Consider the following 15,202-nt stretch of genomic DNA (forward strand, 5'->3'; position numbering starts at 1 on the left):
ACTCGCCGAGGTTCTCCTCGTCCCACCTGTTGACGGGGTGTCACGAGTGCAACAAACATGTCCTGCGACCCTTCTCTGGGAGCGCTCCCACTGGACCGAGGAGCCCGGACGTGACACGACGCAGCACCGCCCTGCTGTCCCTCGCGGCCCTGCTGGGCGCGGCGCTCACCGCGCTGCCCGTGCAGCAGGCCGGCGCCGACGAGGTCGAACAGGTCCGGAACGGCGGCTTCGACACGACCGCCGATCCGTGGTGGACCAGCAACGTCACCGCCGCTCTCACCGACGGCCGGCTCTGCGCGGAGGTGCCCGGCGGCACCGTCAACCGCTGGGACTCCGCTGTCGGCCAGGACGCGATCACCCTGGTGAAGGGGTCGTCGTACCGCTTCTCCTTCAGCGCCTCCGGAGTGCCGGAGGGGCATGTGGTGCGGGCGATCGTGGGCCTCGGGGCCGCCCCGTACGACACCTGGTACGAGGCGACCCCGGTGCTGGACGCGGCGGGCGACTCGTACGCGTACACCTTCACTTCGCCGGTCGACAGCGCACAGGGGCAGGTCGCCTTCCAGGTCGGCGGGAGCGCGGATCCCTGGCGGTTCTGCCTGGACGACGTGTCGCTGCTGGGCGGGGTGCCGCCGGAGGCCTACGAGCCCGACACCGGGCCGCGGGTGCGGGTCAATCAGGTCGGCTATCTGCCCGCCGGGCCGAAGAACGCCACGCTCGTCACGGACGCCGCCGAGCGGCTGCCCTGGCAGCTGAAGAACGCCGCGGGGGCGACGGTCGCGCACGGCTGGAGCGTGCCGCGCGGCCTCGACGTGTCCTCCGGACAGCACGTCCACTCCATCGACTTCGGCGCCCACCGCAAGCAGGGCGCCGGCTTCACGCTGGTCGCCGACGGCGAGACCAGCCACCCCTTCGACATCGGCACGGCCGGCTATCAGCGACTGCGGCTGGACGCGGTGAAGTACTACTACACGCAGCGCAGCGGCATCGAGATCCGCGACGACCTGCGCCCCGGCTACGGCAGGCCGGCCGGCCATGTGGGCGTGGCCCCCAACCAGGGCGACCGGGCCGTCCCCTGCCAACCCGGGGTGTGCGACTACACCCTGGACGTCACCGGCGGCTGGTACGACGCCGGCGACCACGGCAAGTACGTCGTCAACGGCGGCATCGCCGCCTGGGAGCTGCTGAGCACCTACGAACGCTCCCTGGTCGCCCGCACCGGTCGCCCCGCGAAGCTCGGCGACGGCACGCTCGCCCTCCCCGAGAGCGGCAACCGGGTGCCCGACATCCTCGACGAGGCCCGCTGGGAGCTGGACTTCCTGCTGAAGATGCAGGTGCCGGACGGGCAGCCGCTCGCCGGCATGGCCCATCACAAGATCCACGACGAGCAGTGGACCGGCCTGCCGCTGCTGCCGAGCGCCGATCCGCAAAAGCGCGAACTGCACCCGCCGACCACGGCCGCGACCCTCAACCTGGCCGCGACGGCAGCCCAGGCGGCCCGCCTCTACCGGCCCTACGACAAGGCGTTCGCGGCGCAGGCGCTGGCGACGGCGCGCAAGGCCTGGACGGCGGCCCTCGCCCACCCGGCCGTCCACGCCGACCCGGCCGACGGCAACGGCGGCGGCGCCTACAACGACGACGACACGACCGACGAGTTCTACTGGGCGGCCGCCGAGCTGTATCTCACCACCGGGGAGCAGCGGTTCGCCGACCACGTGCTGAACTCCCCGGCGCACACCGCCGACATCTTCGTCCCCAACGGCTTCGACTGGTCCCGTACGGCCGCCGCCGGCCGGCTCGACCTCGCCACCGTCCCGAACAAGCTGCCCGGCCGGGACAAGGTGCGCCGGTCGGTGGTGCGGGGCGCCGACGCCTACCTCGCCACGCTGGCCGCACAGCCGTACGGGATGCCCTACGCGCCCGTCGGCAACCGCTACGACTGGGGCTCCAGCCATCAGGTCCTCAACAACGCCGTGGTCATCGCCACCGCCTACGACCTCACCGGCGCCGCGAAGTACCGGGACGCGGCCGTCCAGAGCATGGACTACGTCCTCGGCCGCAACGCGCTGAACATCTCGTACGTGACCGGCTACGGCGACGTCGACTCCCACCGCCAGCACAGCCGCTGGTACGCGCACCAGCTCGACCCGGCCCTGCCGAACCCGCCGACCGGGACCCTCGCGGGCGGGGCGAACTCGAGCATCCAGGACCCCTATGCGCAGAGCAAGCTGCAGGGTTGCGTGGGCCAGTTCTGCTACATCGACGACATCCAGTCCTGGTCGACGAACGAGACCGCGATCAACTGGAACGCGGCGCTGGCCCGGATGGCGTCCTTCGTGGCGGACCAGGGATAGCAGGACCGGCCGGCCCGATCGGGAGTGTGCCGGGTCGAGCACTTCCGGTACCGCGCGGTCATCACCATGACCTGGGGATATTTACGAGTAAGTACCCGCGCGGTACCGTGAAGGACATGCCAGCCCTCAATGTGGAGTTCAGCGATCGCGAGCTGGAGGATCTGCGGCAGATCGCCAAGGAACGCGGTACCTCGATGAAGGCACTCGTGCGCGAGGCGGCCGCGGCCGACATCGCGCGGCACCGGGCGCTGCAGGAGGGCGCGGAGGCGTTCCGCAGGTTCTTCGCGTCCCACGCCGACGAATTCGCCGCCGCCTTCCCCGACGACGAACGTTCCGCCCAGGGCGAGGGGCGGGTCGCCTGACCGATGACAGCCGTCATCCACATCGACGTGCCCTGGCTGCTCCAGCGCCATGAAGAGGTCCTGCCCGAGCAGCCCACCATCAACGACTTCTCGGCGCTGGTCGCCGCCGTCGCCCGGCACCGGGTCGATCCGCCGAAGCTCGGCGTGGACTCGGATCCGGCCTGGCGGGCCGCCGCGCTGCTGCACACGCTCACCCTGCTCAAGCCGCTGCCCTCGGCCAACGCCCGGTTCGCCTGCGCGACGGCGGTGGCCTACATGTTCACCAGCGGCGTCGGCATCGATCCGCCCTACGGCGCGCTCGTCGACCTCGCCCGGGACCTGATCGACGGCAAGACCGACGTCTACGGGGCCGCCGACCGGTTGAGGTCCTGGCAGATATAGGCCTCCTCGGGCCGCCGGCCCCGGGCGGGAGGAGCAGGGCCGGCGGCCGTTTCGCGCAGGAGAGCCGCCGTCCTGCGCGGGGCCTCCGAGGAAGTGGCCGGTTCCAGCCAACTACGTGGGCCGGTGTGCCGGGACCGTGCGAGGCGGTCCGTTGTGTGCGCGTGTTTCACACGGGGCGCAAGGGCGGATTTCCGGCCGGGACGCCGCGCCGCATTCCCGGCGCCGCCGAAAGGCGCGCCGACCGGTGGGAGTTGGATCCGGCTATCGACTTTTCCTCAACAAAGCGCAGCTTCAGCCGCCGCCTTGTTGTGCACGACTTAGTTGTGTAAAGGTGAAGCACCCGTGCGGGGGGTCGAGTGCCGGGTCCCTGCGTTCGTCGGCGGAGGCGAACTCGCGCTCCCTGCCGCACCGAACAGGTACGTATCAAAGGAACTCTCTCAGTGCCCACCGCTCAACCTCCTCTGCCGCCGTATCCGCCGCCGGGCGCGGGCCCCGGAGAGTCCGACGAGTCCCTCGCCGCCGGAATACGCGGCGGCGCGGACAGCGAGGTCGCCCAGTCCACCGCCCTGCTGATCGCCCGGCACTGGCGGCCGGTGCACGAGTACGCGGCCATCTGCCTCGCCTCCTCCGGGAACACGGCGTCCATGCTCACCGCGGGCGCCTTCCACCAGGTCCTCGACCGGCTCAAACTGGGCGAGCCCGGCACCGCGCTGCGCCCGCGCCTGCTGGTGACCGTGCGGGACATGGCCGGGCTGTGGTCCGCCGACGAGGGGCTGTCCGGCGTGCTGCCGGTGCTGCGCAAGCCGGCCGGCGCCCGGGGGATGCGGGCCGCGAAGTCCATGACGCCGGAGAACCGGGTGCTCGCGGAACGCTCGTTCCAGAGCCTGCCCGCGGTCGCCCGCTGCGTCCTGTGGCACGTGGAGGTCGAGGGCGAGCAGATCACCGTCGCCGCCGGGCTGCTCGGCATGGACACCGACACCGTGACCGCCGCCCTCGAACAGACCCGGGACAAGCTCCGCGAGGGCGTCGTCCGCGCGCACGCGGAACTCGCGCCGAGCAAGGACTGCCGCTTCTACAACCGGCTCCTCGACGTGCCCATCCGGCGCGGCGGCGATCTCCTGCCGGATGTCCGCAAGCACCTGGACGACTGCCGCTACTGCCGTTCCGCCGCCGAACAGCTCGGCCACTTCGAGAGCGACCTCGGTCTGCTGCTCGCCGAGGCGGTGCTCGGCTGGGGCGCCCGCCGCTACTACGACACCCGCCCGGGCCGCACCAAGCAGCAGACCGTACGGCTCAAGGGCTCCGCCCGGCACGGCGGCGGCGGTGGCGGCACGCGCGGAAGGCGCGGAAAGCGCGGCGGCACCCTGCTCGCGCGCATTCCCTCGCCCCGCCGCCGGGCCTCCGGGGAGGCGCGTGCGCCGCGTTCGCCGCGCACGCTGTTCACCGGCGTCGGCCTGGCCTCGGCCGGCCTGCTGACGACCCTGCTCGCGGCCGGCATGTGGTCGGACGACGGCGGCGCCGACCCGGCCGCCTCCACCAGCGGCAGCGTCCCCGGCGCCGACTCGCCGGCCGCCGGGCCGACGTCCCCCGACACCGCCCAACTGCCCACCGCACCGCAGCGGACGCGACTGCGCAACGCCGCCGCCGACCTGTGCCTCGACATCAGCGGCACGGCACGGGCGGGCGCCGCCGTCGAACTGGCCGCCTGCTCCTCCGACGAGACGCAGCTGTGGTCGTACAGCGACGACGGACAACTGCGCAGCGCGGCCCAGTCCGACCTGTGCGTGGACTCCCACGTCGACGCCGGCGTCGTCATGCTCGGCGCGTGCGCGGACGCCACCGACGCCCGCGGCGACGACGTCCGCTACGACCTCACCGTCCAGGGCGAGTTGCTGCCCCGCTGGGACGACGCGCTCGCCCTGGCGACCGCAGGCGAGGTCGCGGGCTCCGACGTCGTCGTCAAGGTCCGCGACCACTCCACGGGCCAGCGCTGGCTGACCGACATCCCCAACGCCACGCCCGGCTCCCTCGCGGTCACCGGCACGGACGCACCACCGTCGGCCCAGCCGATCGACCTGGCGGAGGGGACGGCCTGACCGCGCCCGTGCGGCGTCGGCCGGATCTCACCGCGGCTCCTCCTCCAGGTCGGCCGGGCCGACGGTCGACGGACCGGCGTGGCCGGAGAGGGCCAGGGTGAGGTCGAACTCGGCGAGCAGACAGCGGATCACATGCTCGACGCCGGGCCGGCCGTCCAGGCCGAGTCCGTAGACGTAGGGCCGGCCCAGCAGCACCGCCCGCGCGCCCAGGGCCAGTGCCTTGAAGACGTCGTCGCCGGTGCGGATCCCGCTGTCGAACAGGACGGTCAGCCGGTCGCCCACCGCCGCCGCGACCCGGGGCAGCGCGTCGGCGGCCGCGACCGCACCGGCCACCTGTCGGCCGCCGTGGTTGGAGACCACCACCCCGTCCATCCCGGCGTCGGCGGCCAGTCGGGCGTCGTCGGGGTGCAGCACGCCCTTGAGGACGATGGGCCCGTCCCAGTGCTCCCGCAGGAACGCCAGGTCCGGCCAGGTCTTGGCGGGGTCCGCGAACAGGCCGACGAAGTGCAGGACGGCCGCGTTCGGGTCCTCGTGCACCGGCTTGGCCAGGCCCGCCAGAAAGGCGGGGTCGGTGAAGTAGTTGGCGGTGCCCACCCCGTGCAGGAACGGCAGGTAGGCCTGGTCCAGATCGCGCGGCCGCCACGCCAGCAGCGGGGTGTCCAGGGTGACGACGAGCACCGTGTACCCGCTCGCCCTCGCCCGGCCCAGGAGACTCGACGTCACCTCCCGGTCTTTCGACCAGTACAGCTGGAACCAGCGCTCGGCGTCGCCCATCGCCTCGGCGACCTGCTCGATCGGTGTGCTGGACGCCGACGACAGGATGTACGGCACCCCCTGGGCGGCCGCGGCCCGGGCCGCCGCGGACTCCGCCTCCGGGTGCATGATCGACAGCACGCCGACCGGCGCGAGGGCCAGCGGGGCGGGCAGGGCCCGGCCCAGCACCTCGACGGACAGATCCCGCTCGTGCACGTCCCGCAGCATGCGCGGCACGATCCGGCGGCGTTCCAGGGCCGCCCGGTTCGCCCGCGCGGTGCTGCCGTCGCCCGCGCTGCCCGCCACGTAGCCGACCGGACCCGGCCCGAGGCGCTGCTCGGTGAGTTCCTCCAGCCGGGTGAGGTCGGTGGGCAGCCGGGGCACCGCGCCCGTCGTCCCGTCGAGGTAGATCTCGTACTGGAAGTCTCCCCAGTGCTTGGCCATCCCGTCCGTCCCGCCTCTCGTAGTCCCATGGTCGAGCGTGCGTCGCAGGGCGACCATACCGGCGGGCCGGCGCGGGGGAGTTCAGCGGTTCAGCGGTGTGACAGGCCGGTCGCGCGGTCGTCGGCCGGTGCGCCCGGCCCGGTGATCGGCGGCACCGGCACGTCCGCGGTCCGGGCCAGCCGGGGGCCCTGCGGGCCGTACACCGCCCGGGGTTCGGGGAAGATCCGCAGCAGCGTCAGATAGAGCACGGCGGAGACGGCGAGGGACAGCGGCAGGCCGATGTCGATGCCGTTCGCCAGATCGCCGAGCGGGCCGACGAACTGGCCCGGGATGTTCGTGAACAGCACCCCGAGGACGGCCGACACCCACCACGCGGTCATGCCCCGCCAGTTCCAGCCGTGCGCGAACCAGTAACGGCCGCCGCGCTGCCGCCGGTTGAAGACCTGCAGCGCCTCCGGGTCGTACCAGCCGCGGCGGGTGTAGTAGCCGAGCATCATGACGACCATCCACGGCGTGGTGCAGGTGATGATCATCGTGGCGAACGTCGAGATGGACTGGACGAGGTCCAGGCCGAACCGGCCGACGAAGATGAAGCCGGTGGACAGCACGCCGACCAGCACCGTGGCCTGCACCCGCGACAGCCGCGGGAACACCGAGGAGAAGTCCAGGCCGGTGCCGTAGAGGGAGGTCGTGCCGGTGGACATGCCGCCGATCAGGGCGAGCAGGCACACCGGCAGGAAGAACCACGTCGGCGAGATCGCCAGCAGCCCGCCCACGAAGTCGGGGGCGGCCGGATCGACGTACTCGGGGACCTTCGTCGCGATGATGCTGGCGGTCGCCAGACCGAAGAGGAACGGCAGCAGGGTCGCGATCTGGGACAGGAACGCGGCCCCGATCACCCGGCGGCGCGGGGTCGTGGCGGGGATGTAGCGCGACCAGTCGCCGAGGAACGCCCCGAACGACACCGGGTTGGACAGCACGATCAGGGCCGCGCCGAAGAACGACGGCCAGAACAGCGCGTCGGTCGCCGCGTCCGCCGAGTCCGTGAAGACACCCGCGTACGACGGGTCGAAGTCGCCGGCGAAGGCGATCGCGCCGAGCAGGAACAGCAGGGTCGCCGAGGCCACGGCGACCTTGTTGACGAACAGCATGAACCGGAAGCCGTACACGCACACCGCGAGGACCAGCCCGGCGAACAGGGCGTAGGCGACGGCGTAGGTCAGATCGCTGCGGGAGAGGCCGAAGAGCCGGTGGGCGCCGCCGACCAGGGCGTCGCCGGAGCTCCACACCGAGATGGAGAAGAAGGCGATCGCGGTCAGCAGGGAGAGGAACGAGCCGACCACCCGGCCGTGCACACCGAGGTGCGCGGAGGACGAGACCGCGTTGTTGGTGCCGTTGACCGGGCCGAACACCGCCATCGGGCACAGGATCAGCGCGCCGACGACGACCCCGAGGAGGGTGGCGGCGAGCCCCTGCCAGAAGGAGAGGCCGAAGAGGATCGGGAACGACCCGAGGACGCAGGTGGAGAAGGTGTTCGCGCCGCCGAAGGCGAGCCGGAACAGGTCGAGCGGGGTCGCGGTGCGCTCGGCGTCGGGGATGCGGTCCACCCCGTGGGACTCGACCTCGGTCAGGGAGGGCGGCGGCGTGGACGGGGCGTGTTCGGGGGACGGCGGGGTCACAGGGGCTCCAGCAACGGGGCGGTCGACGGCGGAGCGCGGGGTGGCGCGGTACGGGGGGACGGCCGTCTCGTCGCGGGGGTGGGCGACGCGGGGGAATGGCGTCCTGATCGGGGTCTGCCGAAGGTACGGCGCTGGAACAGACCCCGGCCAGAGGACGAATCATCCTTCCTCGGTGTCACGAGTGGAGGAATCGACCACCTCCTCCGACACCGTGTCCGTGTCCGTGTCCTTGCCCGTGTCCCTGTCGGCGTCCGGTCCCTGGGCGCGTACCCGCTGGACGTGTTCGAGGGAGTCGCGCAGCTCGGTGAGCCAGTCGTCGGTGTGGCGCTGGACCAGCCGCACGCACCAGGCGAGCGCGTCGCTGCGGCTGCGGGCCACGCCCGCGGCGATCAGGGTGTCGAGCACCTCGCGCTCGGGCTGCCGCAGCCGGGTCATCACCGGCGCGGCCACATGGGTGAACAGGGCGCGTTCCCCGTCGCACACCACGCCCCAGGACACCTTCCGCCGGAACCGGTGCTCCGCGTCGCGGGCCACGGCCATGCGGGCCTCGCGGGTGCGCTCGCGGAACTCCTGGATCCGGGCGGCGACGGCGGCCTCGCGTTCGGCGGCCGGGGCGTCCTCGGCGAGCCGGGGCGCGGGGATGCGGCCGACGACGGTGATCTCCTCGCGATCGACCGTCACCTCGGTCAGCTCGTCGAAGAGGTCGTCGGGGAGCCGGCCTGCGAACCAGCCTCTCAATTTCTCGTTCTGCTCTGACGTAATCATGTAATCAACATTACTGCGCTCGGGAGCGGAATGTTTCAGGCCGATTAACGGAGCTATGAAATCCGGTCATCGAGTCGACCGAAGGGATCATGAAGCGCTTGCTTTCGGCGTTGGAACGTTCGAATTACGTAACTTCACGCCACTGATTCAATACGCAAGGTTACTGAAATCCATGGGGTCGATATGAGATTCGGCGGCGGACTCGGCAGACTCGCGCTCGTCGCGTCCGGCACCCATCGCCGGCCGGAGCGACACACCCCCGAATCGAGCGGAAGGATGCACACAATGCGGAACACCGCGCGCTGGGCAGTGACCCTGGGCCTCACGGCCGCCACCGTCTGCGGACCCCTCACCGGGTCCGCGCTCGCCGCCCCGGCCGCCGCGCCGACCTCCCTCTACGCCCCGTCGGCACTCGTGCTGACCGTCGGCCACGGAGAGAGCGCCGCCACCGTCGACGCGGCCCGGGCCGTGACCCTGAACTGCGCGCCGAGGCCCTCCGGCACCCACCCCGCCGCCGCCCTCGCCTGCGCCGAACTGCGCACCGCCGGCGGCGACCTCGACGCCCTCGCCGGTCCGGGCGGCGGCGTGTGCACCAAGCAGTACGACCCGGTGGTCGTCACCGTCGACGGCGTGTGGCAGGGCAAGCGCGTCTCCTTCGAGCGCGCCTTCGCCAACGAGTGCGTGAGGAACGCTGCCGCGAGCAGCCTCTTCGCGTTCTGAGAGCCGGGATCGCCGGTCCTTGTGGGGACGGTCGAGTCAGGCTCGTGACGTGGGGAGTGCGAGCCGCCGGCCCGGGACCACGGCGATCCCGCACCAAGGGGCCGGCGGGCGGTGTGGGGCCGCCCGCCGGCCCCCGGCACGGCACAGAGGGGCCGCCGTCCATCCCGGACGGCGGCCCCTCTCCCTGATGCGGCTCTCCCCGAAGGCCCGTCACATATGGACCACCGGCGCCGCGTCCGCGTCCACCTGCGGCACCCCGCGGCGGAAGAGCGCGAACGCGATGGCCGCGCCCGCGGCGAAGAAGCCGGCCGACCACCAGAACGCGGTCGTGTAGCTCTCGATGGTGGCCTGCGCCTGGACCAGCTTGTTCGTCCGGTCCTTCCCGGCCAGGTAGTCGGTCGCGGCGCTCGCGGCGAGGGTGTTCAGCAGGGCCGTACCGATCGAACCGCCCACCTGCTGCATGGCGTTGACCGTGGCGGAGGCCACGCCCGCGTCCTCGGCGGCGACCCCGCCGGTGGCCAGTTGCATGGCGGGCGGCATGACCAGGCCGAGGCCGAGGCCGATGACGATCAGCTGCGGCAGCACCGCGCTCATGTAGTCGGAGCCGACGCCGATCCCGGTCAGCCAGCCCATGCCGACCGCGGCGATCGCGAAGCCCAGCGGGATGACCGTCTTCGGGCCCAGCTTCGGCACCAGGGCCGTGGTGCCGAGCTGCGCCGCCACCATCAGCGCCGCGACCATCGGCAGGAACGCCACGCCTGTCTTCGTCGGGCTGAAGCCGAGGTTGAGCTGCAGGTAGTAGGTGAGGAAGAGGAAGACGCCGAACATGCCCGCGCCGGAGATCAGCACGGCGAAGAACGAGGCCGCGCGGTTGCGGTCGAACAGGATGCGCAGCGGCAGCAGCGGATGCGCGGCGCGCGTCTGCCACCAGGCGAAGGCCGCCAGCAGCAGCCCGCCCGCGAGCAGGAAGCCCCAGGTCTGCGGCGAGCTCCAGTCGTGCGTCTCCGCGTTGGAGAAGCCGTACACGACGGCGAACAGGCCCGCGGCGACCAGGACGGTGCCGGGCACGTCCAGCTTGGAGTTCTGGGCGTCGCGGTGGTTGGACAGCAGCACCCAGCCGCCCGCGAAGGCGACCACGGCGATGGCCACGTTGACGTACAGCGTCCAGCGCCAGTCGAGCGCGTCGGTCAGGATGCCGCCGAGCAGCAGGCCGACGGCGCCGCCCGCGCCGGCGATGGCGCCGTAGACGCTGAACGCCTTGGCGCGCTCCTTGGCGTCGGTGAACGTGGTGTTGAGCAGCGAGAGCGCGGCCGGCGCGAGGAGCGCGCCGAAGGCGCCCTGCAGCGCGCGGGCGGTCACCAGCATCTCGAAGTTGGTCGCCGCGCCGCCCAGCGCGGAGACGGCGGCGAAGCCGACGACGCCGACGAGGAAGGCCGTCTTGCGGCCGAAGAGGTCCGCTATCCGGCCGCCGAGCAACAGCAGGGAGGCGAACGCCAGGGCGTACGCGGTGACGATCCACTGCCGGCTGCCGTCGGAGAAGCCGAGGTCGGCCTGGGCGGAGGGCAGGGCGATGTTCACGATCGTGGCGTCCAGCACCACCATCAGCTGGGCCAGGGCGACGACCGCGAGGATCCACCACTTCTTGGCGGACGCCGCGGACGGCCCCGGTTCGGCACCCGTGCGGGTGCCGTCCGTGAGGGTCTTCGCAGACATGGGAACCACTCCAGGGACGTGAAGGCAAAGAACTCGTAAACGAAACGGTTTCGTACACATAGAGGCTAGACCAGGCGCAGCGAAACGGCAAAGTTTCGTTAGCGGGGCGGCGGCGAGGGGAGCCCGGACATGCGCAGCGCGGTGTTCGACATCGACGGCACCGGCCTGTACCACGAGGTGCGCGGCAGCGGCCCGGCGCTGCTGATGATCAGCGGGGCCGGGGGAGACGCCGGCTACTACACGGCCGTGGCCGAGGATCTCGCCGACGCCTTCACGGTGATCACCTACGACCGCCGGGGCAACTCCCGCAGCGGCGGCGCGGGCGACGGGCCGATGCGGCTCGCCCAGCAGGCCTCCGACGCCCGGGCGCTGATCGACGGCCTGGCCGGCGGCCGGGCCCTGGTCTTCGGCAACAGCGCGGGCGCGATCATCGGACTCACCCTGGCCGCGGCGCACCCGGAGGCGGTCGCGGGCCTGATCGCCCATGAACCGCCCGCCGTGAACGTCCTGCCGGACGGCGACCCCGAGCGCGGCTTCTTCATCGAACTGGCCGCGCTGTACACCGTCGGCGGCGGGCCCGCGGCCGGGCGGCGGTTCGCCGAGACGACCCGCGGCGAGGGCTCCTACCGCTGGCCCGCCGACCTCTGGCAGCGCTTCCTGGCCAACCAGGATCACCTCTTCGGCGCGGAATGGGCGGGCTTCGGCGCCTTCCGCCCCGACGAGGAGGCCCTGCGGGCGGCCCCGTTCCCCATCCTGCTGGCCGCCGGCGCGGAGGACCGCGGCGCCTACTACGCCCGCCCCTCGATCGAGATCGCCCGACGGATCGGGGCGCCCTGGGCGGAGTTCCCCGGCATCCACATGGAGTTCCTGCGCGACCCGGCCCGCTTCGCGGCGGCCCTGCGGGTCACGGCGACCCAGCAGCTGACCTGCGCGGCCGGCCGGGTACCTGGGCTGTGGGCAGGCACCCGCATGGCCTGAGCGTGTCGGCAGCGCCCCTTAAGGGGCGCGGGGAACTGCGCGACCAGCCACGACGGCGCCGCAGCCGAACGACGGCACATCGCGGCACGTCCAGCGGAGCGCTAACTCAGCTGTCGCCGCACCAACTCGTGCAGCCGGCCGTTCGTGTCGGCGAGGAGCTGTGCGGGCGGGCCCTGCTGAGCGACCTTGCCGTTCTCCATCACCACCACCCGGTCCGCGTCCAGCACCGTCGACAGCCGGTGCGCGATGACGACCCGGGTGGCGTGGAGCTTGCGGGTGCTCTCGATGACCGTGCGCTGCGTGTCGTTGTCGAGGGCGCTGGTCGCCTCGTCGAAGAACAGGATGCGCGGCCGCCGGATCAGCGCCTGCGCGATCATCAGACGCTGCCGCTGACCGCCCGAGACCGACCCGCTGCCCGAGACGATCGTGTGCAGCCCCATCGGCATGCGCTTGATGTCCTCCGCGAGGCCCGCCAGCTCGGCGGCGGCCATCGCCTCCTCCGGCGTGTAGGCCTCGGTGCCGCAGATGACGTCCAGCAGGGAGCCGGTGAACGGCTGGGCGTGCTGGAGCACCACCCCGCACTGGCGGCGCACCGCCGACTGGTCGAGGGCCGCGAGGTCCTGGCCGTCGTACAGCACACTGCCGGACACCGGCCGGTCGAAGCCGATGAGGAGCCGCAGCAGCGTCGACTTGCCGCAGCCGCTCGGGCCGACGATCGCCACGAACTCGCCCGGCCGCACCTCGAAGGAGACGTCGTCGAGGACGAGCGGACCGTCGTCGGAGTAGCGGAAGGAGACGCGGCGGGCCTCCAGCGCGCCGGTCAGCGGGCCGGGGCGGGTGCTGCCCGCGCGGACCTCGGGCGTCGCCTCCAGCACCGGCCGGATCTCCTCGAACAGCGGCAGCGCGGCCACGGCCGAGACGAACGCGCCGGTCAGCGAGGTCACCGAGGTGAGCAGCATCGTCATCGAGGTGTTGAAGGTGAGGAAGTCGGCCGCCGACAGCGCGCCCCGCGCCGGACCCGCCAGCAGCATGAACATCAGCAGCGAGCACAGCGGCAGATACACCGCGCCCAGCACCGTGTTGAGGTTCTTGATCCGGCCCAGGCCCTGCTGGAGCTCGCGGCTGCGCGCGAACTGCGCCGCCCAGGCCGCGTACGCGTAGTTCTCGGCCGCCGCCACCCGCAGCTTCGGCAGCCCCCGAAGCGTCTGGAACGCCTGGTTGTTGAGCTTGTTGGAGAGCACCACCAGCCGCCGCTGCCAGCGCACCTGCCACAGCCCGAGGCCCAGGAACACGGCGGCGATCACGACCAGCATGCCGATCGCCGCCAGCGCCATCGGCACGCTGTACCAGAGCAGCAGCCCCAGGTTCATGGCGCCGACGGTGACGGACTGCGCCACCGACGGACCGAGTCCCGCCAGCAGCCGCCGGATCGCGCTGATGCCCATCGCGGCGCTGGCCAGTTCGCCCGTCGACCGCTCGGCGAAGAACGTGGTGGGCAGCCGCAACAGCCGGTCCCAGACGGCCGGTTGGAGCGCCGCCTCGATCCGGCCCTCCAGACGCAGGATGGTCAGGTTCTGCAGCAGCATGAACGCCGCCGCGACCACGCTGCTCACCATCACCGCCAGACACACCTGCACGATCAGCCCCTGCTGGGCCCTCGGCACATACTCGCCGAGCACCTTGCCGGTGGCGATCGGCACCAGCGCCCCGATCGCCACCGTCACCAGCCCGCTGAGCAGCAGGTTCGTCAGGTCGCCGCCGGTGCCCCGCATGCTGAACCGCAGCAGCCCGAGCGGGCTCAGCCGCCGTTCCGGCAGCGGCCGGTAGAACATGACGGCCCGCGGCTCGAACTCCGCCGCGTTGGCCTTCTCCACCGGCGTCTCCCGCCCGGTCGCGGGGTGCACGGCGACATAGCCGCCGCGCCGCCACAGCAGCGCGACCGGCGCCCCGGACAGCGCCCGGTGCCCGACCAGCGGGCCCACGTCGTCCCGCCACCAGCGGCCGTCCAGTCGTACGGCCCGGGCGCGCACCCGGGAGGCCAGCGCGACCCGCTCGACCGGGTCCAGCCGGTCGCTGTCGGCGCCCATGTGAGAGGGCTCGGCGAGGGTGATCCCGGCGGCCCGGGCGACGAGCTTGCAGGCGGCGAAGGTGGCGTCGGCATCGGCGGCCGTGGTGCGCTGCCCCGACTTCTTGCCGATCGACGCCAGCAGCGTCCGGTCGGCCTGGGCGCGGATCGCCTCGCCCGCCTTGATGCCGGCCGCCGTGCGCGACTCGTGGGTGCGCTCCACCTGCTCGATCCAGCGGTCCAGCGTGGTCAGCAGCCGGTACTGCTGGTCGACCATGCTCTGCCACACCGCGGGGTCCATCAGCAGGTCGGCGGCCGCCTCGGCCCCGTACAGCGAGCCGTACTGCACGCTGCCCGGCGGCACCTGCATCCAGAACACGTCGTCGTCGTCCCCCACGCTCGAACGAACTCGCGCGGGGGCACCCCCATCCTCAGCCGTCCGCTCGGTGGCCATCGGCGCCTGGAAGAGGACGGACAGCCCGCGGCCGACGCCGAGGGCGAGCGCGTACTCCAGGGGGCTCGAAGTCGGCGGCACGTACTGGGGGTTGCCGTACTCGTCGTAGGACCAGGTCTGGGTCTGCGCGGGCTGGTACAGCTCGCGCAGACCGATGCGGTGCACGACGCAGTCCCGCAACGGGCGGGCCACCAGCGTGTGTTGCGGGCCGCTGACCGGGCCGAGCAGCAGCGCGCCCGCCTCCAGACGGCCCAAGTGGTGCCAGTGGCCCTGCTGTTCGGCGTCCACCGCGAACAGGTCCAAGGCGCCCGACGCGACCAGCCACAGCACCTGCGGACCCTCCAGATCGAGGCGGCCGAGGCCCTCACAGTCGATCCGCGAGCCCATCGGGCCCAGCGCGCCGAGCACGACGTCGACGCCGCCTTCGTCCACGACCGTCAT

General features: G+C 72.4%; 11 protein-coding genes. 6 read left to right on the forward strand and 5 right to left on the reverse strand.

Annotated elements, in window-relative coordinates; all coding sequences use genetic code 11:
* The first annotated feature begins 110 nt into the window (after window positions 1-110).
* From ACWCPF_RS14435 to ACWCPF_RS14450, 4 genes are all read left to right on the forward strand, one after another.
* The gene (locus ACWCPF_RS14435) at window positions 111-2,351 is read left to right on the forward strand and encodes a glycoside hydrolase family 9 protein (protein ID WP_451045328.1); all 2,241 of its coding nucleotides are present in this window, start codon (window positions 111-113) and stop codon (window positions 2,349-2,351) included.
* A 116-nt stretch (window positions 2,352-2,467) separates the two neighbouring features.
* The gene (locus tag ACWCPF_RS14440; RefSeq protein ID WP_351917470.1) at window positions 2,468-2,713 is read left to right on the forward strand and encodes a hypothetical protein; all 246 of its coding nucleotides are present in this window, start codon (window positions 2,468-2,470) and stop codon (window positions 2,711-2,713) included.
* A gap of 3 nt (window positions 2,714-2,716) precedes the next feature.
* The gene (locus ACWCPF_RS14445) at window positions 2,717-3,094 is read left to right on the forward strand and encodes a toxin Doc (RefSeq protein WP_319339066.1); all 378 of its coding nucleotides are present in this window, start codon (window positions 2,717-2,719) and stop codon (window positions 3,092-3,094) included.
* Window positions 3,095-3,534: 440 nt separating this feature from the next.
* On the forward strand, window positions 3,535-5,190 hold the full coding sequence (locus ACWCPF_RS14450; RefSeq protein WP_451045329.1) for an RICIN domain-containing protein: 1,656 nt from the start codon (window positions 3,535-3,537) through the stop codon (window positions 5,188-5,190).
* A 27-nt stretch (window positions 5,191-5,217) separates the two neighbouring features.
* Here the strand turns inward: ACWCPF_RS14450 and ACWCPF_RS14455 are convergent, their stop codons facing one another.
* From ACWCPF_RS14455 to ACWCPF_RS14465, 3 genes are all read right to left on the reverse strand, one after another.
* Window positions 5,218-6,387, reverse strand: a complete 1,170-nt coding sequence (locus ACWCPF_RS14455; RefSeq protein WP_451045330.1) for a lactate 2-monooxygenase — start codon at window positions 6,385-6,387, stop codon at window positions 5,218-5,220.
* Between the two features lie 89 nt (window positions 6,388-6,476).
* Window positions 6,477-8,066: a purine-cytosine permease family protein gene (locus ACWCPF_RS14460; RefSeq protein ID WP_451045331.1), complete on the reverse strand. Its 1,590-nt coding sequence runs from the start codon at window positions 8,064-8,066 to the stop codon at window positions 6,477-6,479.
* 159 nt (window positions 8,067-8,225) lie between these two features.
* Window positions 8,226-8,831, reverse strand: a complete 606-nt coding sequence (locus ACWCPF_RS14465; RefSeq protein WP_451045332.1) for a hypothetical protein — start codon at window positions 8,829-8,831, stop codon at window positions 8,226-8,228.
* A 285-nt stretch (window positions 8,832-9,116) separates the two neighbouring features.
* Between ACWCPF_RS14465 and ACWCPF_RS14470 the strand changes: the two genes are divergently transcribed.
* The gene (locus ACWCPF_RS14470) at window positions 9,117-9,551 is read left to right on the forward strand and encodes a protease inhibitor (protein ID WP_451045333.1); all 435 of its coding nucleotides are present in this window, start codon (window positions 9,117-9,119) and stop codon (window positions 9,549-9,551) included.
* Window positions 9,552-9,761: 210 nt separating this feature from the next.
* On the opposite strand, the gene ACWCPF_RS14475 is transcribed toward ACWCPF_RS14470, so the two are convergent.
* Window positions 9,762-11,264 carry an MFS transporter gene (locus ACWCPF_RS14475; protein WP_451045334.1) on the reverse strand — a complete coding sequence of 501 codons (1,503 nt, stop codon included), beginning with the start codon at window positions 11,262-11,264 and terminating at the stop codon, window positions 9,762-9,764.
* Window positions 11,265-11,393: 129 nt separating this feature from the next.
* Here ACWCPF_RS14475 and ACWCPF_RS14480 point away from each other — a divergent pair, with 129 nt between their 5' ends.
* Window positions 11,394-12,242, forward strand: a complete 849-nt coding sequence (locus tag ACWCPF_RS14480; RefSeq protein ID WP_451045335.1) for an alpha/beta fold hydrolase — start codon at window positions 11,394-11,396, stop codon at window positions 12,240-12,242.
* Window positions 12,243-12,343: 101 nt separating this feature from the next.
* Here ACWCPF_RS14480 and ACWCPF_RS14485 read toward each other — a convergent pair whose 3' ends face one another.
* On the reverse strand, window positions 12,344-15,202 hold the full coding sequence (locus ACWCPF_RS14485) for an NHLP bacteriocin export ABC transporter permease/ATPase subunit (RefSeq protein ID WP_451045336.1): 2,859 nt from the start codon (window positions 15,200-15,202) through the stop codon (window positions 12,344-12,346).

This window comes from Streptomyces sp. NPDC001858 (assembly GCF_053594615.1).